At 72.2% G+C, this 22,722-nt stretch carries 22 protein-coding genes; 6 read left to right on the top strand and 16 right to left on the bottom strand.

Annotated features, from left to right (window positions below; all coding sequences use genetic code 11):
* The first annotated feature begins 305 nt into the window (after positions 1-305).
* On the top strand, positions 306-956 hold the full coding sequence (locus J7E88_RS09055) for a DUF4360 domain-containing protein (protein WP_215179085.1): 651 nt from the start codon (positions 306-308) through the stop codon (positions 954-956).
* Positions 957-1,113: 157 nt separating this feature from the next.
* On the opposite strand, the gene J7E88_RS09050 is transcribed toward J7E88_RS09055, so the two are convergent.
* From J7E88_RS09050 to J7E88_RS09040, 3 genes are read right to left on the bottom strand one after another with little or no spacing between them, the layout of a single operon-like run.
* Complete coding sequence (locus tag J7E88_RS09050) at positions 1,114-1,920, bottom strand: amino acid ABC transporter ATP-binding protein (protein ID WP_215179084.1); 807 nt, start codon at positions 1,918-1,920, stop codon at positions 1,114-1,116.
* A gap of 49 nt (positions 1,921-1,969) precedes the next feature.
* Entirely contained in the window at positions 1,970-2,800 is an 831-nt protein-coding gene (locus tag J7E88_RS09045; protein WP_215179083.1) for an amino acid ABC transporter permease, read from the bottom strand.
* Positions 2,767-3,624 carry an ABC transporter substrate-binding protein gene (locus J7E88_RS09040; RefSeq protein WP_215179081.1) on the bottom strand — a complete coding sequence of 286 codons (858 nt, stop codon included), beginning with the start codon at positions 3,622-3,624 and terminating at the stop codon, positions 2,767-2,769. The genes J7E88_RS09045 and J7E88_RS09040 overlap by 34 nt, the downstream gene beginning before the upstream one ends.
* Positions 3,625-3,827: 203 nt before the next feature.
* Here J7E88_RS09040 and J7E88_RS09035 point away from each other — a divergent pair, with 203 nt between their 5' ends.
* Together J7E88_RS09035 and secD are read left to right on the top strand one after the other, a co-directional pair.
* Positions 3,828-4,319, top strand: coding sequence for a hypothetical protein (locus tag J7E88_RS09035; protein WP_215179079.1), 492 nt, complete (start codon positions 3,828-3,830; stop codon positions 4,317-4,319).
* A gap of 145 nt (positions 4,320-4,464) precedes the next feature.
* A complete protein-coding gene (secD, locus tag J7E88_RS09030) occupies positions 4,465-6,792 on the top strand; it encodes a protein translocase subunit SecD (protein WP_215179077.1) in 2,328 nt (775 codons plus the stop codon).
* A gap of 348 nt (positions 6,793-7,140) precedes the next feature.
* Here the strand turns inward: secD and J7E88_RS09025 are convergent, their stop codons facing one another.
* The 11 genes from J7E88_RS09025 to J7E88_RS08975 form a co-directional block, all read right to left on the bottom strand.
* Positions 7,141-8,055 (bottom strand): LysR family transcriptional regulator, encoded by a 915-nt coding sequence (locus J7E88_RS09025; protein WP_215179075.1) that lies wholly within the window; start codon positions 8,053-8,055, stop codon positions 7,141-7,143.
* A 37-nt stretch (positions 8,056-8,092) separates the two neighbouring features.
* Positions 8,093-9,292, bottom strand: coding sequence for a glycine C-acetyltransferase (locus tag J7E88_RS09020; protein WP_215179073.1), 1,200 nt, complete (start codon positions 9,290-9,292; stop codon positions 8,093-8,095).
* 42 nt (positions 9,293-9,334) lie between these two features.
* Positions 9,335-10,363 (bottom strand): L-threonine 3-dehydrogenase, encoded by a 1,029-nt coding sequence (tdh, locus tag J7E88_RS09015; protein ID WP_215179071.1) that lies wholly within the window; start codon positions 10,361-10,363, stop codon positions 9,335-9,337.
* A 319-nt stretch (positions 10,364-10,682) separates the two neighbouring features.
* Entirely contained in the window at positions 10,683-11,708 is a 1,026-nt protein-coding gene (locus J7E88_RS09010; protein WP_215179070.1) for a dipeptidase, read from the bottom strand.
* A gap of 422 nt (positions 11,709-12,130) precedes the next feature.
* On the bottom strand, positions 12,131-13,132 hold the full coding sequence (locus J7E88_RS09005; protein ID WP_215179069.1) for a DUF6397 family protein: 1,002 nt from the start codon (positions 13,130-13,132) through the stop codon (positions 12,131-12,133).
* Positions 13,133-13,231: 99 nt separating this feature from the next.
* Positions 13,232-13,633, bottom strand: a complete 402-nt coding sequence (locus J7E88_RS09000) for a roadblock/LC7 domain-containing protein (RefSeq protein WP_215179068.1) — start codon at positions 13,631-13,633, stop codon at positions 13,232-13,234.
* A 120-nt stretch (positions 13,634-13,753) separates the two neighbouring features.
* The gene (locus tag J7E88_RS08995; RefSeq protein WP_215179067.1) at positions 13,754-14,362 is read right to left on the bottom strand and encodes an ATP/GTP-binding protein; all 609 of its coding nucleotides are present in this window, start codon (positions 14,360-14,362) and stop codon (positions 13,754-13,756) included.
* A 139-nt stretch (positions 14,363-14,501) separates the two neighbouring features.
* A complete protein-coding gene (locus J7E88_RS08990; protein WP_215179066.1) occupies positions 14,502-14,903 on the bottom strand; it encodes a DUF742 domain-containing protein in 402 nt (133 codons plus the stop codon).
* On the bottom strand, positions 14,900-15,343 hold the full coding sequence (locus tag J7E88_RS08985) for a roadblock/LC7 domain-containing protein (protein WP_215179064.1): 444 nt from the start codon (positions 15,341-15,343) through the stop codon (positions 14,900-14,902). Before J7E88_RS08985 ends, J7E88_RS08990 begins: the two co-directional genes overlap by 4 nt.
* On the bottom strand, positions 15,340-18,120 hold the full coding sequence (locus tag J7E88_RS08980; protein WP_215179062.1) for a nitrate- and nitrite sensing domain-containing protein: 2,781 nt from the start codon (positions 18,118-18,120) through the stop codon (positions 15,340-15,342). The genes J7E88_RS08985 and J7E88_RS08980 overlap by 4 nt, the downstream gene beginning before the upstream one ends.
* 47 nt (positions 18,121-18,167) lie before the next feature.
* Positions 18,168-19,055 carry an MHYT domain-containing protein gene (locus J7E88_RS08975; RefSeq protein ID WP_215179060.1) on the bottom strand — a complete coding sequence of 296 codons (888 nt, stop codon included), beginning with the start codon at positions 19,053-19,055 and terminating at the stop codon, positions 18,168-18,170.
* 431 nt (positions 19,056-19,486) lie between these two features.
* Here J7E88_RS08975 and J7E88_RS08970 point away from each other — a divergent pair, with 431 nt between their 5' ends.
* From J7E88_RS08970 to J7E88_RS08960, 3 genes are all read left to right on the top strand, one after another.
* Complete coding sequence (locus tag J7E88_RS08970) at positions 19,487-20,092, top strand: class I SAM-dependent methyltransferase (RefSeq protein WP_215179058.1); 606 nt, start codon at positions 19,487-19,489, stop codon at positions 20,090-20,092.
* Positions 20,093-20,331: 239 nt separating this feature from the next.
* Entirely contained in the window at positions 20,332-20,652 is a 321-nt protein-coding gene (locus J7E88_RS08965) for a hypothetical protein (protein ID WP_215179056.1), read from the top strand.
* Between the two features lie 74 nt (positions 20,653-20,726).
* A complete protein-coding gene (locus tag J7E88_RS08960; protein WP_215179055.1) occupies positions 20,727-21,563 on the top strand; it encodes a hypothetical protein in 837 nt (278 codons plus the stop codon).
* 244 nt (positions 21,564-21,807) lie between these two features.
* On the opposite strand, the gene J7E88_RS08955 is transcribed toward J7E88_RS08960, so the two are convergent.
* Positions 21,808-22,350 carry an MOSC domain-containing protein gene (locus J7E88_RS08955; RefSeq protein ID WP_215179054.1) on the bottom strand — a complete coding sequence of 181 codons (543 nt, stop codon included), beginning with the start codon at positions 22,348-22,350 and terminating at the stop codon, positions 21,808-21,810.
* Between the two features lie 160 nt (positions 22,351-22,510).
* The gene (locus J7E88_RS08950; protein ID WP_215179053.1) at positions 22,511-22,693 is read right to left on the bottom strand and encodes a hypothetical protein; all 183 of its coding nucleotides are present in this window, start codon (positions 22,691-22,693) and stop codon (positions 22,511-22,513) included.
* Positions 22,694-22,722: the final 29 nt, after the last annotated feature.

Here is a 22,722-nt window from a genome sequence, read left to right as displayed (position 1 = left end):
CATGAACGGGCCGTTCCGCGCGCCGTTAATGGCTGGTCGTCGCCCTGGCCGGAGGCGTTATTGGTTTGTACCATTCGACCACTCCCGGTCCACAGTGACCGTGCAGCTCAGGCATGCGACTGTCATGTGCATGACTTTTCAACCTTCGCAGTCGCATGCCGTCGTTCGACCCGTTCCTGCACAGCTCGATCCCACGCACCTGGTCCGTGACGGCCGGCCCGCACCACGGCCGGCCGCACCCCCCACCTCGCGCCGGGCGCTCCCCCGCGCCGGCGCCCGGCACCGAAGCAATGGATGGGAGAACCATGAACGCCGGTCTGCTGGTGAGTGGAGCGGTCGCCGCTCTGTTCGCCTCCGTGTTGCCCGCGCAGCACAGCCCGTCGGGGATCAGTGACCCACCGCCCGACAAGATCGTCATCGATGTCGCGACGGTGAACGGCTCCGGATGCCCCCTGGGCACCGCCGCCGTCGCCGTCTCCGAGGACAACACCGCCTTCACCGTGACGTACAGCGAATACCTCGCCCAGGTGGGCGGCGGCTCCTCGCCCACCGCGTCGCGCAAGAACTGCCAGCTCAACCTCATCGTCCACGTCCCGCAGGGCTTCACCTACGCCGTCGCCAGCGTCGACTACCGCGGCTATGCCTCGCTGCAGCCCGGCGCGAGCGGAACGGAGAAGGCCTCGTACTACTTCCAGGGCTCGCCGAACACCGCATCGCGTACGCACACGTTCCAGGGCCCGTACGACGACAACTGGCAGGCCACCGACGCAACGGACTGGGCACAGCTCGTGTGGGCACCGTGCGGGGTGCAGCGGAACTTCAACATCAACACCGAACTCCGCGTCAGCGCGGGCGCGTCGGCCCCGTCGGCCACGAGCTACATGACCATGGACTCGACGGACGGTGACATCAGCACGATCTACCACCTGGCGTGGAAGGAGTGCCCCCGGAACTGACCGGGAGAACGACCACTGCGAAGGCCCCGGCCGGGCATCCCCCTCCCGGCCGGGGCCGACCGGCTTCATGGCCGGCCCCGTCAGGTGTCGTTGTCCGGGGCCCCACAGGGGAGACCGGGCATCAGCTGTTCCGGGCCTTCCGGCAGGGGGCCGGGCGTCAGCTCTCCTTGTCCGGGGCTTCCGCCGCGCCGCCGGCGCCCGGCTGTTCGGCCGCGGCCGGGTCGAGGAGTCGCATCAGGAAGTTGCGGGTGCGCTCGTGCTGAGGAGCACCGACGACCTGCTCCGCCGGCCCCTGTTCGACGATCACTCCGCCGTCCATGAACACCACCCTGTCGGCGACCTCCCGGGCGAAGCTCATCTCGTGCGTGACGACCATCATGGTCATGCCCTCGGCGGCCAGCTGACGCATCACCGCGAGGACGTCGCCCACCAGTTCCGGGTCGAGCGCCGAGGTCGGCTCGTCGAAGAGCATGACCTCGGGATCCATGACCAGGGCACGGGCGATCGCCACCCGCTGCTGCTGACCGCCGGACAGCTGCGCGGGATACGCGTCGGCCTTGTCCGCGAGACCGACCCGCTCCAGGTTCCGCAGGGCCACCTCGGCGGCATTCGCCTTGTCCCGGCGCAGCACGCGCCGCTGCGGCAGGGTGAGGTTCTCCGTCACGTTCACGTGCGGGAAGAGGTTGAACTGCTGGAAGACCATGCCGATCCGGCGGCGTACGGCGTCGATGTCGACGTCGAGGTCGGTGACCTCGGTGCCGCCGACGAACACCTGGCCGTCGGTCGGCTCCTCCAGCAGGTTCACACAGCGCAGCAGCGTCGACTTCCCGGACCCCGAGGGCCCGATGACGCAGACCACCTCGCCCGCGGCGATGTCGAGGTCGATGCCGCGCAGGACCTGGTTGTCACCGAAGGACTTGTAAAGGCCCCGGATCTCGATCTCGGGACGGCCCGTGTCGCTCATGCTCCCGCTCCCGCTCCCCGACTGTGCCGTCTTCTTGGGCATCCGTTCCTCACTTGGCCTTTTCGGCGCGGGCTTCGAGGCGGCGCACCACGAAACTCAGCGGCACGGTCACCAGCAGATAGCACAGGCCGGCGACCAGGATCGGCGTGGAGTTGGCCGTCTGGCTCGCCAGGTCCCTGCCGAACTTGGTCAGCTCGCGCTCATTCAGTGTGACGCCGAGGAACAGGACGAGGGACGAGTCCTTGAACAGCAGCACCAGTTCGTTCGTCAGGGGCGGGATCACGATGCGGAAAGCCTGCGGGATGATCACCGAGACCATGGCCCTGGCGTGCGAGAACCCCAGGGAACGGGCCGCCTCCATCTGGCCCTTGGGCACGGCCTGGATGCCGGCCCGGATGGTCTCCGCCATGTAGGCGGCGGCGACCAGGCCGAGACCGAGGGCGACCTTCCCGTACGTGCCGCCCGGGATCTCCGTGCCGGGGAAGGCGAGCGGTACCGCGACACCGACGAAGATGAAGATCAGCAGCGCGGGCAGCCCGCGGAAGATCTCGATGTAGACGCTCGCCACCCACCGGTAGGGGGCCACGGACGACAGCCGCATCAGCGCGATGACCAGGCCGAGGACCAGGCCGAAGACGAAGCCGGACAGGGTGTACACCACCGTGTTGCGCAGTGCGGTGGTGATGATGTTCGGGAACAGTTCCCTGGCGAGGTCCTTCTGCGCGAACTGGTTCTGCAGACGGTCCCAGTCGGCGAGCAGACCGATGACGACGAGGGCCGCCACGAAAACCGCGTACTGGATGCCCTGTGAGACCCGGCGCCGCTGGCGCCGGGTGAGACGTGAGGTCACGACCGGCCCTTGGGCAGCGGACCGATCCACTGCTGGTAGAGCTTGTCGTACGTGCCGTCGGCGCGGGCGTCCTTGATCGCCTTGTCGATCGCGGCGCGCAGCTTGTCGTTGCCCTTCTTCACCGAGAAGCCGTACTGCTCACCGGTGTCGATGTTCTGGCCGAGGACGAACTCGGCGGCATTCGCCTTGTCCTTCAGCCAGCCCTGAACCACCGGGTAGTCGATGACGACCGCGTCGACCTGGCCGGTACGCAGGCCGTTCAGGACGGCGTCGGAGCTTTCGAAGGCGACCGGGTCGAAGCCCTGGCTCTTGGCGTAGCTCTCGCCGGTCGTCTCGGCCTGCGCGCCGAGCTTCTTCTTCTGCGATTTGACGTCGGCGAGCGTCTTCACACCGCTCTTCTTGGTGGCGAGCAGCGCCTGGGTGGCGTCGAAGTAGGGGACGGAGAAGTCCACGTTCTTCTTGCGATCGTCGGTGATCGTCATACCAGCGGCGGCAAGGTCGCATTCGCCGGAGTTGAGGAAGGCGCCGGTCTTGAAGTTCTCGAACGGGGTGTCGAGGATCTTCTGTTCCACGCCGAGGTTCTTCGCCACGAGGTCGATCAGGGCGACGTCGAAGCCGACGATCTTCCCGTTCTGCTCGAACTGGAAGGGCGGGTAGGGCAGGTGCGTGCAGGTGGTCAGCTTGCCCTTCTCCACCACGGGAACGCCGCCGGCCGCCTCACCGGGTCCGTCGTCGGAGGAGGCACAGCCGGCGAGGGTCACGCCGGCCGCCACGGCAGCTGCGGTGACGCGGAAGCGGAAGCTGCTTCGGTGGGTGCGGTGTCCTCGGGCCGTCCCGAACACGATGACCTCCATGGGTGTGGGGCTGGCGACCGCCAGAGCGCGGCCGCCCGCCGTGATCGTAAGCCAACCCGGCCGTGGTGCGCCGCAGCCGTCCACGACGCGTACCCCGCCCGTCCGAAGGGCGGACACGCGGGCCGCCGCCCCGAGCCCGCCCTCGTCGCCTACTCTGAGCCGTGGCGGGGAAGTTGGAACAACCGGAACCCCAGGGGGCGAGGATGCGACGGCGCACGCATCGGGTCCTCGCGGCGGCCCTGTCACCCGCGCTCCTCGGCATCCTGTCCCTCTTTTCCCTCGTGGTGACACTCGGCGGTACGACCGCGGGCACGATGATCGCGATCACGACGGCCGCGGGCGCCCAGGGCCCGTCGCCCGTCCCCGCCCCGCGGGCCGCGCCCCTCCACTCGGTGCGTCCCGCTGTCACGCCGCCGCTTTCTCCGGCCGCCGCCCGGGTGGGTGCGGCCGGTGCCGAGACCGTACGGGCGAGCCGCCCGGCGGGGCCCGAGAAGGCGGTGCAGCACCAGGCGACCGCCGAGCACTCGGTCCGGCACACCGGCACACCTCCGCTGCTGACCGGCCCCGTGGCCGCCGCACAGCCCCTTCCGCTGCACGGGAGTGTGCCGGCGGGGACGCGACGGGAACGGGCTCCGCCGCGCGACGCGTACGACCCGCGGGACACCCGCGGACCTCCCTCCACCCGGCACAGCTGACGTTCCCGCGCCCGCCGTCCCGGGTGCCGCGGCATGCCTGCGGCACGCGGACGCGTGGCGCCCACCTGTGTCCGCCCGTCCGTCGGCGTACGACGTCCGTCTCCGCACGGCGCCGTGTCGTCCGCGGACCGTTCGTGGAGCCTTCATGTCATCTCGCCCTACCACCCGTTGGCGTGCGCTGGTCGCGCTCGCCGTCGTCGCCTTCTCGCTCTGGATCGCTCTGACCACCCCTGCCCGCCTCGGACTCGATCTGCGCGGTGGCACCCGCATCGTCCTCGAAACCGAGGACTCCCCCACCGTCCGTGCCGACGCGGCCGCCACCGACCGCGCGCTTGAGGTGCTGCGCCGCCGCGTCGACGGGCTCGGTGTCGCCGAACCGTCCCTCGCCCGCTCCGGGGAGCGTCGCATCGTCGTCGAACTGCCCGGTGCGCAGGACCCCCGCAAGGCCGCCGATGTCATCGGCCGCACTGCCCAGCTGACCTTCCACGCCGTCATCGGCGTCGCCGCGCCGGGAGGGCGGACCGGCCCCGCCGCGGACGGTTCGCGCGTCCTGGCCGACCCGGACACACCCGGCGGCCGACTGCGGCTCGGGCCGCCCGCACTGACCGGCGACGGCGTGCAGGACGCCGAGGCGGTGCTCGACACGCACACGGGCAGGGGCTGGAGCGTCGATCTGTCGTTCCGCGGCGACGCGGGCGACACCTGGGCCCGTCTGACGGGCGACGCGGCGTGCGCCGCCCCCACGGATCCGGCGCGGCGCGTGGCGATCGTGCTGGACGACCGGATCGTGTCGGCGCCGGGCATGCAGAGCAGCGTGCCGTGCGAGACGGGCATCACCGGCGGCTCCGCGCAGATCAGCGGCGGATTCGACGCGGGCGAGGCGCGCGACCTGGCGGCGCTCGTCAAAGGAGGCGCCCTTCCCGTCCCCGTGACGACGGTCGAGCAGAGCACGGTGGGTCCGACGCTCGGCGCCGAGGCGATCCGGGCGAGCGCGCTGGCGGCCGTGATCGGCCTGGTGTGCACGGGGCTGTTCATCGTGGCCGTGTACCGGCTGCTGGGCCTGATCGCCACCGTCGCACTGGCCCTGTACGGACTCCTCTCGTACGCCGCGGTCGTAGCGCTCGGCGCGACCCTCACGCTCCCGGGGCTGGCCGGGTTCGTCCTCGCCATCGGCATCGCCGTGGACGCCAACGTACTCGTGTTCGAACGGGCACGGGAGGAGTACACGCCTCCCGGCGACCGGCGCGCCAAGGCACCCCGCGATCTGCGCAGGCCCCTGCGTACCGGGTTCAGCAAGGCGTGGAGCGCGGTGGCCGACTCGAACGTGACGACGCTGCTCGCCGCCGGTCTGCTCTTCGCGTTCGCCACCGGCCCCGTCAAGGGCTTCGGCGTCACCCTCGCCATCGGTGTGTCGGCGTCCATGGTCTCCGCGATGCTGATCACCCGGCTGCTCGCCGAATGGGCGGTGCGCATGTCGTTCGTGGGCCGGCGGCCCTGGCTCACCGGCATGGCGACGACGGGACGTCTGCGGGCACGTCTTGCACGGCGTACGCCCCGGCTGATGCGGCACCGGCGGCGCTGGCTCGGGATCTGTGCCGGTCTGCTGCTGCTCGCCGTCGGCGGGATCGGGGTGCGCGGGCTGGAGTTCGGCGTCGAGTTCACCGGCGGGCGGAGCGTGCAGTACGCCGCCGATCGGCCGGTGGACGCGGATGCGGCCCGCACGGCCGTGGTCGAGGCCGGATTCCCGCAGGCGGTGGTGCAGACGACCGGCGAGCACAGTGTGTCGGTGCGCACCAAGGCGACCGGGGACGCGCACCAGGAACGGATCCGTGAGGCGCTGGCCGGGGTGGGCGGCGACGTCCGGGTGGAACGCGATGATCTGATCGGGCCGAGTCTCGGCAGCGAGCTGCGCACGCATGCGCTGATCGCGCTGGGCGTCGCGGTCGCGGCCCAACTGCTGTATCTGAGCGTACGGTTCCGCTGGGCGTTCGGGGCGGCCGCGGTCGTCGCGATGGTGCAGGACGTGCTGCTGGTGGTGGGTCTGTTCGCCTGGCTGGGCCGGCCCGTCGACAGCGTCTTCCTGGCGGCGCTGCTCACGGTGGTCGGGTACTCCGTCAACGACACGGTCGTGGTCCTGGACCGGCTGCGCGAACTGCGCCGGACCGGCACGTCACTGACGTGGGCGGAGCTCGCGGACCGGGCGGTGGCGCAGACCTTGCCGCGTACGGTGAACACCGGCACGGGTGCGCTGTTCGTGCTCGTCGCGCTCGCCGTCCTGGGCGGCGACTCGCTGACCGACTTCTCCGTGGCACTGCTCGCGGGTGTCGTGGTGGGCATGGCGTCGACGGTGTTCACCGCCATGCCGGTGGCCGTGATCCTTCGGTCCCGCCGCTCCCAGCGGTCCCGCCCGGCCGCGTCGCAGCGCGGCGGACACCCGGCACCGCGGCGCGACAGCAGTGGGGCCGTCGTCTGAGGGTGTGCAGCCACGCGGGCCAGGGCAGGGCGAACCTTGCCCGTCGGCCCGGGGCCTGTCCGGAGCTCGTCCGCCGGACAGGCCCTCCTGCCGCGCCGCCTTCCGCACGGCGTGTGGCAGGCCGGTCAGCGCGGGCCCCGCGGAGTGCGAGCGGCGTGGGGCGGCGTGCCCGGGACGGACCGGCTCGGGGCCGCGGACCTTGCGGACCGGTCCCACCATCTCGGTCGGCGCCGTGATCGAAGCGGCCGCCTCGGCGGTCTGCGCGCAGGTGGACAACCCGCGGTGACGGCGCTGGAGTCCCGGCGAGGCCGTGACGCGGACGCGGCGCGGACGTGCGTGAGGCGGCCTTCAGTCGGTGGACAGGCCCCCGGCGGTGAGAGCGAGGGCGTCGAGGACCGGGCGGATCAGCGGATGGCTCTCCGCACCGCGTCGTACCGCGGCGAAGACGCGGCGCGTGGCGGCGGGTCCGGACACGGCCCTGACCACCGTGTCGCTCAGCTCCATCCCCCGCAGCGCCGAACGCGGTACGAGCGCGACACCCGCGCCCGCGCCCGCGAGTGCGACAACGGCCCGGAAGTCGTCCGACAGGTGTACGAGCCGGGGCTGGAAGCCCGCCAGTTCGCAGGCGAGCAGCACCATGTCGTGGCACGGGTTGCCGGGGTACGGGCCGATCCAGTCGCTGTCCCCGAACCGGGCCAGCTCCACGGTGTCGCCGGCCGCGAGCGGATGGTCGGCACGCAGCACCGCGTCGAACGGCTCGGCGTACAGGGGCACCCTGGCCAGCCTCCGGTCGTCCGCGCCGGGAGCGCCCCGGTACTCGACGGCCACCGCGAGATCGGCTTCGCCGTCGAGGACCAGCGGCAGGCTCTCGTCACCCTCGGCGTCGCGCACGCGCACACGGATGCCCGGGTGGTCAGCGGCCAGGCGCCCTATCGCCGGTGCCACGACCTCGGCGATGCCGGTGGCGAACGCGGCGACGGTCACCTCGCCCGCAGCCCCGCCCGCGTACGCGGCGAGCTCCGCCTCGGCACGCTCGAGCTGGGCGAGGACGGCGTGGGCGTGGGCGAGAAGGATCTCGCCCGCCGCCGTCAGGGTCACGCCCTTGCCGCTGCGGATCAGCAGGGCGTGGCCCGTCTCCTGTTCCAGCGCATTGAGCTGCTGGGAGACGGCGGAGGGGGTGAGGTACAGCGCGGAGGCCGCGGCGGTCACCGTACGGTGGTCCGCCACGGCCCGCAGGATGCGCAGCCGCCGGGGGTCGATCACCAGGCCATTTTGCCAGCCTGGGCGGCCCCCTTCGGCCTCAGCCCTTCAGGGCCCGGCGGGCGTCGGTGAAGGCGGCGACCGCGCGCTCGACGTCCGCGGTGGAGTGCGCGGCGGACAGCTGGACCCGGATGCGCGCCTGCCCCATGGGCACGACGGGGTAGGAGAAGCCGATCACGTACACGCCGCGCTCGAGCAGCAGCTCGGCCATCCGGCCCGCCTCCGCGGCGTCGCCGATCATGACGGGCGCGATGGCATGGTCTCCGGGCAGGATCTCGAAGCCGGCCTCGGTCATCTTCGTACGGAACAGCTTGGTGTTCGCCGCCAGCTTCTGGCGCAGGTCGCCGGCGGACTCCAGCAGGTCCAGGACCTTGAGGGAGGCGGCGGCGATCACCGGAGCGAGGGAGTTGGAGAACAGGTAGGGGCGGGAGCGCTGGCGCAGCAGCTCGACGATTTCGGCGCGGGCCGCGACATAGCCGCCGGACGCACCGCCGAGCGCCTTGCCGAGGGTGCCGGTGATGATGTCGACGCGGTCCATGACGCCGTGCAGTTCGGGGGTGCCGCGGCCGCCGGGGCCGACGAAGCCGACGGCGTGCGAGTCGTCGACCATGACCATGGCGTCGTAGCGGTCGGCGAGATCGCAGATCTCGGCGAGGGGCGCGACGTAGCCGTCCATCGAGAAGACGCCGTCGGTGACGATGAGGCGGCGGCGGGCGCCGCCCTCGACGGCCTTCTTCAGCTGCAGCTCGAGGTCGGCCATGTCGCGGTTGGCGTAGCGGTGGCGGCGGGCCTTGGACAGGCGGATGCCGTCGATGATGGAGGCGTGGTTGAGGGCGTCGGAGATGACGGCGTCCTCGGGACCGAGGAGGGTCTCGAACACCCCGCCGTTGGCGTCGAAGCAAGAGGAGTAGAGGATCGTGTCCTCCTGGCCGAGGAACGCCGACAGGCGCTGCTCCAGCTCCTTGTGGATCTCCTGCGTTCCGCAGATGAAGCGGACGGAGGCCATCCCGTAGCCCCAGCGGTCGAGGGCGTCCTTGGCAGCGGCGACGACGCCGGGGTGGTCGGCGAGGCCGAGGTAGTTGTTCGCGCAGAAGTTGAGCACGTCACCGGGGGCGCCACCCGTCGTGACGGCGACGGACGCGCTCTGCGGGGTGCCGATGACCCGCTCGGGCTTGTAGAGACCGGCGTCGCGGATCTCGTCGAGGGTGGCGCGGAGTTCGTCGCGGACGGACGCGTACATGAGGGTTCTCCTTGAGGCGGTAACGCGGTGCGAGAGCGGGACTCAGACGGTCCAGTCGAGGATGATCTTGCCGCTGCGGGCGGTCGCTGCCTCGTCGAAGGCGGCGTCGAAATCCTGGTATCCGTAGCTGCCGGTGATCACAGGGCTGAGGTCGAGGCCACCCTCCAGGAGCACCGTCATGGCGTACCAGGTCTCGAACATCTCCCGGCCGTAGATGCCCTTGATGGTGATCATCGAGGTCACGATCTTCGACCAGTCGACGGCGAACTCCTGCGCGGGCAGGCCCAGCATCGCGATCCGGCCGCCGTGCGTCATGTTGTCGACCATGTCCCGCATCGCCTCGGGGCGGCCGGACATCTCCAGGCCGATGTCGAAGCCCTCCTTGAGACCCAGCTGCCGCTGGGCGGCGGCGATGTCGCTCTGCGAGACGTTCACCGAGAGGGTCGCGCCCACCTTGCGGGCGAGCTCCAGGCGGGACTCGCTTACGTCGGTGATCACCACATTGCGCGCGCCCGCGTGCTTGGCGACGGCGGCGGCCATGATGCCGATCGGGCCCGCGCCCGTGATCAGCACGTCCTCGCCGACGAGCGGGAAGGACAGCGCGGTGTGCACGGCGTTGCCGAACGGGTCGAAGATGGCGGCGATGTCCAGGTCCACCCTGGTGCGGTGCACCCAGACGTTGGAGGCGGGCAGCGCCACGTACTCGGCGAAAGCGCCGTCGCGACCGACACCGAGACCGACCGTGCTGCGGCACAGGTGGCGTCGGCCCGCCAGGCAGTTGCGGCACTTGCCGCAGACGAGGTGGCCCTCGCCGCTGACCACGTCGCCGACGGCGATGTCCGCCACGTCGGCGCCGACGGCCGCGACCTCCCCGACGAACTCGTGCCCGAGGATGCGCGGTGTCGTGACGGCCTGCTGCGCCCAGCCGTCCCAGGACCTGATGTGCAGGTCCGTGCCGCAGATGCCGGTCCGCAGCACCTTGATGAGCACATCGCCGGGACCGGTCTGCGGCTCCGGCACGTCCATGAGCCACAGCCCGGGCTCGGCGTGCTGCTTGACAAGCGCCTTCATCAGTGCGGCTCCAGGCATGGTGACGGGACTGGCCGGATACCGAAAATACGGCCCCGCTCAGTGGACGCGCTCCAATCTGCCCAGCTCGGAGCGTCGCGTCCATCGAGGATTTCTTAAGCGGGCCCACAGCCCAGCTTCATGCCCGTCCCTGCCGGACCCCGGGCCTGTGGGGGTTGGGGGCCTCGGGCCATGAGGGCCTCGGGTCACGGGGGCGTTGGGGGGCATGGGGGCCTCGGGGCCGGCCCCTGGGCTCTGGGTGACCTCGGGGCATGGGGGGCGTCCCGGCCTTCCGGTCCGGGCTCGCAGGGCCGGGAGCTGGTCAGGTGGGACGGCCCAGCTCCTTGCGGAACAGGTCGAGAAGGTTGCCGCCGAGGATCGCGCGCAGCGTGTCCTCCGGCACGCCCCGCCCGTGCAGTGCTTCGGTGACCAGGGGCAGTCCACGGGGGCCCTCCAGGCCGGGCAGCGCCCAGTCGTACTCGTAGCTGTCCTCGCAACAGGGCGGCGTGATGTCGTCGTTGACCTCCTGGATGAAGTCGGGGCCGAGGCCGACACGGTCCGCGCCGGCGATGTCGGTGATGTGCAGGACGTGGTCGACCAGCACGTCCAGGGTGGCCTCTGCCGGGTGGGCGGCGAGGAACTCGGGCAGGAAGTTGACGCACACGGTGCCGCCGGTGGCCGCGATGCCGCGTATCTGCTCGTCCGTGAGGTTGCGGTGATGGTCACGCAGAGCGCGCGCCGAGGAATGGGTGGCCATGACGGGCCGGGTCGCGATCTCCAGCACATGGGCGACGCCCGCCGCGCCCAGATGCGACACGTCGAAGATGATGCCCAGCCGCTCCATCTCCGCCAGCGCCGCCACTCCGGCTTCGGTGAGGCGGCTGCCGGTCGCGTCCTCCCCACTGCCGTCGGCCAGCGGGGTGCGGCCCCAGTGCGCGATGGAGGCGATACGTACGCCGAGCCGGTGCAGGGTGGAGAACAGTTCCACGTTGGCATCGACTCCCGGCGCGCTCTCGAGTGCGAGCACGAGCGCGATCCTGCCCTCCGCGAGGGCCGCGTCTATGTCGGCGCCGTCGAGGCAGAGCCGTACCGCGTCCGCGTTGCCCTCCGCGATGACATGAGCGCACTCGATCATGCGCAGCGTCTCCCGGAGGGCTCCGTCGGGGCGGAACCGATCGCCGATGAACACGGGCAGCACCTGCAAGCGGACGCCCCCGTCGCGCAGTTGGGGAAGCCAACGCCGGCGGAAGAACTCGGCCCAGCGGTGCGGGGGCCGTGCTGCCACGGCGATCAGGAGGTCGTTGTGGGCATCGGCGACGACGGTGGTGCGGTGCAGGGCATGGGGCACGGTGCGGCCTTCCTGACAGGGGATCGGAGAGGAGACGGGTGGGGGTGGGAGTGGGAATGGAGGTGGGGGTGGGACCGGGTTGATGGTGGCGACGGCGGCCCGGTATCGGAGCCGCGACGCCCCGCTGCGGCAAGGAGAGCCGAGGCATGTGGGCAGCGGCCGCCGAGGATATGCACGCGCGGGGTATGTGGCGAGCGCATTTCCCGGGGGCTCTGGGTCCCGTTGACGGGCAGTGCAGCGCGGGGACCTGATCCGCCGGTCGGGGAGGCCAGGCGGTCGGCTGGCCGCGCTTGTGGCGAGTCGGCGCGGCACAGACCAGAACGGGTCAAGCCGCCGAGGCGCCAGGCCGGTTCGGGGCAGGAGCGTTGCACCCGCTGCCGGATCGGGTCAGCCCGCCGGATCGCTCGTGCCGACCGCATCGGTCAGTCGGCCGGATCGGGCTTTCGCCGGCGGAGACGGTCCAGCAGCGCACGCCGGGCATGCGGCGGGCGCGGAGTACGCAGGGCGCACGGAGTACGCCGCGGCAGCAGCCGCGTGGCCGGCCTTCGCGCCGTCTGCCCGGACGCCCCCGGCCCGGCTGCCTGCACGGGTCTGGGCGCCGGGCTCAGCCGGCGTGCCTCGTGCAGTGCTTCGGCCAGGCTCATCCGGTGCCACAGGATTTCGTCGGGGTGGTCCGCGAGCAGCAGGCGGTCCACCAGCTCACGACCTGCCGGGGACTGGGGTCTGCCACCGGTGAGCAGTTCCGGCCGGAGCACACGCAGACGGGAACGCTCGTAGGGATCGGGGACGACCTCGGCGACCGTCACCGGGTCGAGCACCGCCGCGATGGCTGCGGCTCGCAACCACGGGTCCGAGGTGGCCCGCAACAGCATGCCCAGCTTTCGGCCGCGCCAGTTCCGCGGGCGGCGGTCCGCTCCCGCATCGAGTGCTGCGCGCACCACGGGCGGCATCCGGCCGGTCAGCAGATCGGCGTGGTCCTGGGCGAAGTCACGCAGCTCGCAGGCGAGATACATCCACACGACGGCGCGATAGCGGTTGAGGTAGAAGCGCACCGGAATGAAGTGGCCTGTGCGGGCGAGGCACGTGAACCGGTGGCCGGTGATCGAGAGGAGCTCGGCCGCCTCCCGTGTGCCGACCGCCCGGACCCGCTCCCGGAGCACGTCCGGGAAACCCTCCGCCGCTCGGAGACGGTCGATCTCGTGCCGAGGGATCCGGGGAGGGCCGCCGCGCGCGTCGGATGCCGTACGCACCTGGCCCAGCTGAACGGCGAGATCCAACTCCCCGCGCCTCAGTTGCAGTTCGCGTGCGGCCCCGCTCAGCGCCAGACTCGGCGCCCTGTCTCGTTCCGCCGCATCCCGGACCGCGTACCGCGTGGCGTACAGCGCGTCCCCTGTCACCCACGACGACATGTCCTGCGTGGTCATGATGGTCTCCCCCGTAGAGCCGTGAAACTCACCGGTGACGACCGTAGCCCGCCGCAGCGACATCCCGCCGGGCCTGTGGATAACCCGTGTCGCCGCAGGTCAGAGAGGATTGTCCGGCTGACGTGCCTCGACGCCCAGGTGCTCGCCGACGCGATTGACCATCAGCGTCATCTCGTAGGCGACCTGGCCCACGTCGGCCTCGGCGTCGCTGAGGACGCACAGGCAGCTGCCTTCGCCCGCCGCCGTCACGAACAGCAGGGCCTCGTCGAACTCGACCATGGTCTGGCGCGCGCGGCCGGCCCGGAAGTGGCGACCGGAGCCGCGGGCGAGGGAGTGCAGGCCGGAGGAGACCGCCGCCAGGTGCTCCGCGTCCTCGCGTGCGAGGCCCGTGCTCGCGCCCGTGACCAGGCCGTCGTTGGAGAGCACGAGTGCGTGCCTTATGTGGTCGATCCGCTCGGTCAGGTCGTCCAGCAGCCAGTCGAGTCCCTTGTCCAACGCCATGGCCGGTCCTCCCCGCTTGTAACACCCCGTGGTCTCGCCTTCGCCCGTAAGCCTTTCGCACGCGTGCGCCCACGGCAAGGTGCCGCCGGGAGGGCCGCTGCAAAGCCGCACGCGCCGGCCTCAGCCGACCGAGGCCGGCGTCCCGGCCGGTGTGTGCACCCGGCCCGCGTACTCGACCAGCCGGACCAGGACCTCCTTGCCCGAGTCGCGGTCGCGCGCATCGCACATGACGACGGGGGTGCCCTGGTCCAGATCAAGGGCGCGGGAGACCTCATGGGCTCCGAAGGACCGGGCGCCGGGGAAGCAGTTGACGGCGACGACGAACGGGATGCGGCGGTGTTCGAAGTAGTCGACGGCGGGAAAGCAGTCGGTGAGCCGCCGGGTGTCGACGAGGACGACGGCGCCGAGCGCGCCCTGGGAGAGTTCGTCCCACAGGAACCAGAAGCGGTCCTGGCCCGGTGTGCCGAACAGGTAGAGGGAGAGCCCCGGTCGGATCGTGATGCGGCCGAAGTCCATGGCGACGGTCGTGGTCGTCTTCCTGGCGACGCCCTCGGTGTCGTCGACCGTGGTTCCGACCTCGCTGAGCTGTTCCTCGGTGCGCAGCGGCCGGATCTCGCTGACCGCGCCGACCAGCGTGGTCTTGCCGACGCCGAAGCCGCCTGCGACAAGGATCTTCAGCGCGAGGTCGGTGGACTCCCCGGCGTTCGTGTCAGTGCTCGTGGTGGACATCGGTCGTTTCTCCCGGGATGGACAGACAGGCATGGGCGAGCGGGGACGGGCGGGGCGACGCACTGTTCACGGGCGGCGGCGCAGGGGATGCGGGGTGGATGCGGGCGGGCGGCGCGTGAGGAGCCGGCGACCGATGTCGTCACAGGGCGCGCAGGCCCTCGATGACCTCACGCAGGATCCTCTCGTCCGGCAGCTGCGCGGGCGGTACGGGGCGGCTGACCTTCACGTGTCCCGCTTCGAGCAGATCGCCGAGGAGAACGCGTACGACGCCGACCGGCAGGTCGGCGTCGGCCGCGAGCTCCGCGACGGACTGCGTCTCGCACCGGCACATCGACAGCAGCGTGCGGTGCTCCGGGCCGAGGGAAGAGTCCTCGGCCGATCCGGGTGCGTCGTCGTCCACGACTACCAGGGCGATGAGGTCGAAGCGCACATGGCTCGGTCCGGGTCTGGTCCGCCCGCCGGTCATCGCATATGGGCGGACGAGCGGTCCCGCGTCCGCGTCGTACCACTGGCTGCCGGTGGGCCCGGGGGCGCCGGTCACGGCGTGCTGACGCGCGCCGGTGTGCGCAGGTGTTCACCGACACGGTTGACGAGGCGGGCCATCTCGTAGGCGATGAGTCCGATGTCCGCACTGACGGAGGTGAGCAGGGCGAGGCAGGAGCCGTCACCGGCCGCGGCCACGAACAGAAAGCCTTCGTCCATCTCGACCATGGTCTGCCGTACGCCCCCGGCCGCGAAGTGACGTCCCGTCCCCTTGGCGAGGCTGTGGAACCCGGACGCCACGGCCGCCAGATGCTCGGCGTCCTCGCGGGTCAGGCCTTTGGACGCGCCGACGGGCAGTCCGTCGTTCGACAGCACGACCGTGTGTCGGACCTCGGCCACGCGCAGGACGAGATCGTCCAGCAGCCAGTCGAGGTCGCCGAATCGGTCATGAGCCACGGCTGACTCGTGCTGGACCACGGCTGACTCGTGCTCGGTCATGCTCGGTCTCCTTCGCTGCCGGGGAGGGGCTGACGGCCAGGGTGGGGTTCTTGGTCCCGCAGGGGGTCCGGGGCCGCGGTGAGGGGGGATCCGGGCGCTGCGCCGCCGCCCCTGGTCCAGCCGTTTCGGTAGGCGTTCATCCGGTCCCGGACGACTTCGGGGCTGCGGTCGCTCATGTCCTCGGCGGGCGGGTTGTGCGGCGGGGCCGGCGGTAGCGCCTGGCGCAGTTGAGGGGCGAGGTGGGACTGCCGTACACGACGCGGGAGTTGCCCTTCGGCCGACTGCGCCGTGTGCCGGCCTTCGGCCGGTGGCAGCGGGTGCTCGCCGTCGGCCGAAGGTTCCGGGAGGTCACGCAGGCGCAGCGCGCGGACGGCGCCGGGCGGCGCGGGCTGGTCGTCGCGGGCGTCCGCCCAAGGTCGCTCCGGTGCTGCGGACCGTGCCGCGTCCCATACCTCGGGCCCGGCCGGTGTGTCCGCGGCGAAGTGGACGGGGCGCGGTACGGGCCGGGGCCGTTCGCGGCCTGCCGTGAGCCCGCCCGCCCTCGGCCGGTCGGCGAGGAGACCGGGCACCGGCCGCTCGCCGGTCTGTCCCCCGGACCGGTCGCCCGACCACCCGCCGCCCGAGTGCTCGTGGTCGCTCCTTGCCTGCTCGCCGTCGCGCGGCGCCCGGGACAGCGGTTCGGGTGTGCGGCGGCGGCCGTCTGAGCCCGCGCCGACGGCGCCCTGGAGGAGCGCCTTCGGCAGCAGCACTACTGCCGTGCTGCCCCCGTACGGAGAGGTGCGCAGCCGCACTTTGATGCCATGGCGGGAGGCGAGGCGGCTGACGACGAAGAGCCCGAGGCGGTCGCTGTCGAAGAGGTCCAGCGCCTGCGACTCCTCGAGTTTGCGGTTGGCCTCGGCGAGGGCTTCCTTGCCCATGCCCAGTCCGCGGTCCTCGACCTCCAGGGCGTAGCCGTTGCCGACAGGCTCGCCGGTGATGCGCACCTTGGTGTGCGGCGGGGAGAACTGGGCTGCGTTCTCGACGAGTTCGGCGAGAAGGTGGGTGAGGTCGGCGACGGCCGCGCCCGAGACGGCCGTCTCGGGCAGCTGCCGGAGCTCCACGCGCGCGTAGTCCTCGATCTCGGAGACGGCCGCGCGGACGACACTGGTCAGCGGGACCGGGCTGCTCCAGGCGCGGCCGGGAGCCGCGCCGGACAGGATGATCAGGCTCTCGGCATGGCGCCGCATCCGGGTGGTGAGATGGTCGAGGCGGAAGAGGTCGCCCAGTTCGCCGGGGTCGTCGGCGCGGCGCTCCATGGCGTCGAGCAGGGCCAGCTGGCGGTGGACCAGGGTCTGGCTCCGGCGGGCGAGGTTGACGAAGACGCCCGAGATGCCGCCGGCGAGTTCGGCCCGCTCGACGGCGGCGCTGAGCGCCGCGCGGTGCACGCTCGCGAGAGCCTCACCGACCTGTCCGATCTCGTCCTCGCTCGCGGCATCCGGTGGCACCTCGGCCCGGATGTCGATCTGTTCGCCGGTGCGCAGTCGGCGCATGGCGTGCGGCAGTTTGCGCCGGGCGATCTCCAGAGCGCTGTTGCGCAGGGTGACGAGTTCGACGACGAGCGCGCGGCCGATGCGGACGGAGATGACGAGGGAGGCGGCGACGGCCACGAGTCCGAGGACCACGGCCGCACCCGCCGCGGTCAGCAGGCCGCCCGTCACCGGGTCGGCGTCCGATGCGGTGCCGCGGCGCGCGTCCGCGGCGATGTCACGCAGTCCGTCGCTTACGGCGGCACGGGCGCGCTCCCAGTCGTCCGGCGGTACGGCGGTGGCCGCCGCCCGGCCCGCGGGCGCGCGGGTCACGCGCCGCTCCGCAGTGGTCAATTGGCGGTAGGCGGCCCGTTCGGAAAGTGTGCGCCAGGTCGCGCGTGCGGGGCCGCGCAGGTCGGTGGCCGCACCTTCGGTCAGCGCGGTGCGGGCCGCCGCGGTGCCGGTGAACAGGCTCAGCTGCTGCGCGTCGAAGGAACCGGTGAGCCGCGCCGAGGCCACGAGGACATCCTCGCGGGCGAGCATCTCCGCGGCCCTGTCCAGTTCGAGCAGCACACGGGCGTCGGCCGCGCGGCCGCTGTCGTGGATGCCGGCGACGGCGCCGCCGACGGCGAGGCCCGCGGCGACGACGTCGTTGTATGCCTCGTACGCGGTGTTCCAGGCGATCTCGTCATCGGCGGCGGCCTTGCGGGTGGCGCCCAGCTTCTCCCCGAGGGCGACGAACTCATCCAGCCGTGCGGCTACTGCGCGGGGCGCTTCGCCGCCCGAGGCGACCGTGTGCCGGTAGTCGAGACGCAGCCGGCGCACGGCGTCGTCGGTGCGCCGGGACGCCGACCGGAGGGCGGCTGCGCGGTCGGCGGAGGGAGCGGCGATCCGGTGCAGGGCCGCGCGGCGTTCGATCTGCAGTGCGGCGACGGCGGCAGCGACCGGTTCACCGACCTGCTCGTCGACACGCTGCAACTGGCGCAGCCGCGCCACGTCCTGAGCGGTCGTCACGGTAGCGAAGCCCCAGAGGGCGAGCAGGGACAGGACAGGCACCATCAGCAGCGAGATGATCTTCGCCCGTACGGTGCGCGGCCGCGGGAGGAGGCGTCCCCGGGCGCCGGGGCGAGGCCGCTGCCTGGGCGGCCGCTGCCCGGTGTGTTCGACCGCGGGCGCGCCGGCGTGTGCGTGCCGGCGGCGGGCTGTGGAGCCTGTGGGCTGCGGGTCGGGGGGCCGGGTCTCGTCGCCCGGGGTCCTGCGGGGTGTGTGCATGGCCTCCTCGTTCCGGATGCGGGACCGGCGGCAGCGCCGCCGGCCGGTCAGGCGGTCGCCGTGGTGGTGGGCGTGGCGGGGCCGGACACCGCGGGGGACGTGGCGGCGTCGGTGCCGCGCTGTGCGGCCGGGGTGTCACGGTCGTCGGCGGTGCGCTCCGCGGTGTCCTCGGCCGTGCCCTCGTACGCGCCGGCCGAGGCGTACGCGGCGCTCTCGCCCGCCGTCGGGGAGAGCGCCACGAACGCCGCCGTGACGAAGAGGTAGGAGCCGAGCCCGACGGCGAGGGGGAAGATGAACTGCATCGCTCCCGCGCCCGGCAACTGCCCCGCCGATGGCGTCAGTTCCACGGAGACGGCGAGCATTCCGGTGTAGTGCATGCTGCTGACGGCGGCGCCCATGACGAGCGAGGCGACAGCGACGGCGAGGGGCGACTTGATGTTGAGGGCAGCCCACAGGGCCGCCGTCGCGGCGACCACGGCGATGGCGACGGACAGTGCCACCAGAAGCGGGTCGTAGTGCACGCTCCCGTGCAGCCGCAGAGCCGCCATGCCCAGGTAGTGCATGCTGGCCACGCCGAGGCCGGTGGACAGGCCGCCGATCAGCAGGGCGCGTACCCGGTCCCGCCCGTAGCCGACGCAGAAGACGCCGGCGCCGACGACGAGCATGGCGACCAGGAGGCTGAGCACCGTCATGGGGACGTCGTAGCGGATGTCGGTGCCGCGTACGGCGAAGCCGAGCATCGCGACGAAGTGCATGGTCCAGATGCCGGTGCCGATGGCGGACGCGGCGGTGAGCAGCCAGTTCCGTCGCGAGCGGCCGGTCGTGCCCAGGGCGCGGACGGTGCAGCGCAGCCCGAGGGCGGCGCCGATGACGGCCATCAGGTACGACAGCGCGGGGGTGAGCAAGCCGAATGCGGCGTGGTCCAGGTGTCCCATGGATCAGGGACGCTAGCCCGCCAGGGGGCGCACGCCGGGTGCACTTCGCAAGCTGGTGGAATATGACAGAGAGATGGTCCTGAACGATCGTGCACCGCCCGAACATGTGCACAGAACGGCCGGGTGACATTCCGCCCGGACCATACGATCGATCCGCATGTCGCCGTGGTGCCGCGGTGAGCGCCGGCCCCGCCGGGGCACCGGGCCGTGCACTGTGGCGCCGCGGTGAGCGTCGCGCTTACGCCGCCACCGAGGCCCGCGGCCGTGCGGTGGCTGCCGCCACCCGGCCCGTGCCGCCGGCGGGACTCCGGCGGTCCACGCGGCCGCCCTCGCCCCGGCCCTGCTCGCGTCACCCACCACGACCGTGCGTCCGCTGAGGAGTGACGGGCGGGCGCGTGACCGGCCGCCCGCTCGTGGCGGATCATTGACGCATGGCCGACGACCACACACACGTGCAGGAATTCTTCGGCGCGCGTGCCGCCGACTGGGACAGCCGCTTCCCCGACGACGGCCCCGCGTACGCCGCCGCGGTCGCGGACCTCGGGCTGCGGCCCGGCGACCGAGTGCTCGACGCCGGCTGCGGCACGGGGCGTGCGCTGGAACCGCTGCGCGCCGCCGTAGGTCCGCGCGGCAGCGTGCTGGGCATCGACCTCACGCCCGAGATGCTGACCGAGGCCCGGCGGGCGGGACGCGGCAGGAGCGGGCTGCTGCTGCTCGGCGATGTCGCCCGCCTCCCGGTGCGCTCCAGATCACTGGACGCCGTCTTCGGCGCGGGGCTGATCTCGCACCTGCCGCGGCCGGCTGACAACCTGCGCGAGCTGGCACGCGTGGTGAGGCCCGGTGGGGCGCTCGCCCTGTTCCATCCCATCGGCCGCGCGGCACTCGCCGCCCGCCACGGCCGCACGATCAGCGACGACGATCTTCGGGCCGAGCCGAATCTGCGTTCCCTCCTTGCCGGTTCGGGCTGGCGGATGACCTCGTACACCGATCGGGACGACCGCTTCCTCGCCCTGGCCGTGCGCCAAGGCGACGAGTGAGACGAATACGGAGAGGACGGGAGGGCGACGAGCGCAGCAGGGCCTGAACGCCGCCGGCGCGCACCTCGCGGCAGGGCCAGGCCACCGGCGCGCACCTCGCGACAGGCGCAGCCCGCAGACCGAAGGGGGCGGCCCGGCCCCGCCTTCCGTTCGGACACGCTCCATCCCGTTCGAACCATGTGCGAGGGTGGGAGACTTGAGGAGTCGGCGGCATCCGCCGCTCCCTCTCACCAGGGAAGGTGGTCCGAGTGTTCGCCCGGTTCCGCAAGTTCTTCACCGCCCGTCCGGCCCGCCCCGTGCAGCCGGCCGGCCACGACCGGCCGCCACAGCACAACGTGTTCGAGGCCGCCGCGACGTATGTCGCGGCGAGCGTCGACGACGACTGGGACCGGATCGACGAGGCGGCGGGGTGGGTCGCGCCCGACGCACTCGTCTTCGGGATCAACGAGCTCGCCTGCCGCGCGGTCATAGCCCTCGCCCGTGAGCGGAACGAGCCGGTGGAGTCGGTCGCGCGCGGTCTCCTGGGCCTGCCCGGAACGGAACCGTCCCGACCGATTTAGTTCCGCATACCCTCGACGGGCGGGTTACTCACTGGTTAAGGTGCGCCGACGAACGATCGGATGGGGAGGTTGCCGTGGCCGGGGCGGAAGAGGCCGGGGACGACGACGCGCTCTATGTGCTGACCGCGGTGCTGCTCACGCCCGCGCAGTTCCCCAGCGTGCTCGGTGACGACTATCCGGCGGCCTGCCGGGCGCTCGCGCTCGAACCGTTTGAAGAGGGGTACGGACTGGTCCTCGGCCAGGACGGCGAAGGCGCCCGCTGGACCGTGGTGGTCGACGACGTGTCGCTCGTCGCCGTCGCCATCGCCTCGTGGGACTGCGGCATGGAGTACGACCTCTCCCCCGACGAGCGCTCGATGGTCGCCGCGCTGCCCGGCTGGCCCCTGGCCGTCGCTGTCGCCGCGCCCAACCTGCCCGCGCCCCACGACCCGGCGCCCGAGGAGGGCGACCCGACGCCGCTCGCCCCGCCGGACACGGGCCGCTGGGGCCCGGCCCAGCGCCGACTGGGGGCCGACGAGGTCGCCCTGCAGTGGGCGCAGTGGCGCGATCGGACCGGCCTCGACGGACCGGACGCCGACGGCACCGATACCGGCCGGGCGACCGGGTCCGGCGAGGTCCCGGCCGGTACGAGGTCGGGCGGGCTGAGCGAGGGCGTACGCCGCGCGCTCGGGGAAGCCCGCGCCTACACGGAATCGGCTCCGCCGCCCGGACGGGTCCGTTCGTCGTTCGCCCCCGGAGGGGCTCGCATGATCCGGGCCGACGGGCCCGGCTGGTCCATGGTCGCGAGGACGGACGACATCGCGTTCCTCCTGCTGGACGAGGAACCGGGCGAGGTGATCCCCGTGGGCCGGGGACCGGAGCTCCCAGGGCTGCTGGAGGCGTTGGAGAAGGTGGCCGTCCATCCGGCGTGAGCGCCGGCCGTTGTTGCCGACGGCGATGGTTTCCCCGCGTGGTTGCCGGCGATGGTTGCCCGGCATGGTTGCCGACGGCGATGGATGCGACGGCACCGGTGGGGGCTGCCGCTCGCTGCGGTCCCACCCTGTTGAGCGGAGGCGGCTCTCCGCCCCCTCCGGACGACGCTCCTCGGCCCCGTCGAACGGGGGCCTTGGACCTCTTCGGCCCGCGGCTTCTTCGGTTTCCCGCTCGGGGCGGTCCTCAGACCCGTTCGAGCCGGCGGTGCGGGCCCGCGGGCAGTTCAACCGTGATGGGATCGCCCGGGCGGACCACGCCGCCCGTCCTCACCACGCTCATGATTCCGGCCTTGCGCACGATCGCACCGGAAGCATCGCGGCCGACGACCTGCCTGAGCAGGCCGTCCTGGAAGGCGTCGATCTGCACGCAGGGGTTCCGCAGGCCGGTGACCTCGACGACCGCTTCCGCACCGAGCCCCAGCAGTGTCCCCACGGGGAGGGACAGCAGGTCGATCCCCGTGGTCGTCACGTTCTCCCCGAGGGCTCCGGGGGCGACCTCGAAACCGGCGGCCGCCAGCTCGGTGAACAGCTCCTCGTGGATGAGGTGCACCTGACGGAGATTGGGTTGGGTCGGGTCCTGCGCGATCCGTGACCGGTGCTTGACCGTCACGCCCGCGTGGACGTCGCCCTCCACCCCGAGTCCCGCGAGCAGCGTGATGCTCTCGCGGTTCGGCTTGGTGAACGCGTACACCCCGTTGCTGCTGACCGCCGTGACTGCCGCACCCATCGTCCGAGCTCCCCTCCCGCGCCGGTGATCATTCACGACCCTACCCCTTCGGGAAGAACACGCGGCGCGCGCACGGAAGGCGGGCCGCACAAGGTGCGGCCCGCCCCCGCCCCTCGGGGCCCTCAGCGACCGTCAGCGGTCAGCGGTCAGCGGTCAGCGGTCAGCGGCCGATCTCGCGGCGGGAGACGCGGCGCAGCCTGCGGCGCTGGCTCGGGTCGAGCATCAGATACGCCACGGTCGGCACACCGATCACCACCAGCAGCGAGAGCCAGAATCCGATGAACGGCATGAGGAGCAGGCCGACAGCCACTCCCCCGATCATGATCTTTGTGCGTGTCGACATGTCCGTCGCCTCCTCCGCGGCCATGGCCG

It is taken from the genome of Streptomyces sp. ISL-10 (assembly GCF_018614575.1).
Lineage (GTDB): Bacteria > Actinomycetota > Actinomycetes > Streptomycetales > Streptomycetaceae > Streptomyces.
Note: the sequence above shows the minus strand (reverse complement) of the source record. Positions and strands in the feature narration are given on the sequence as shown.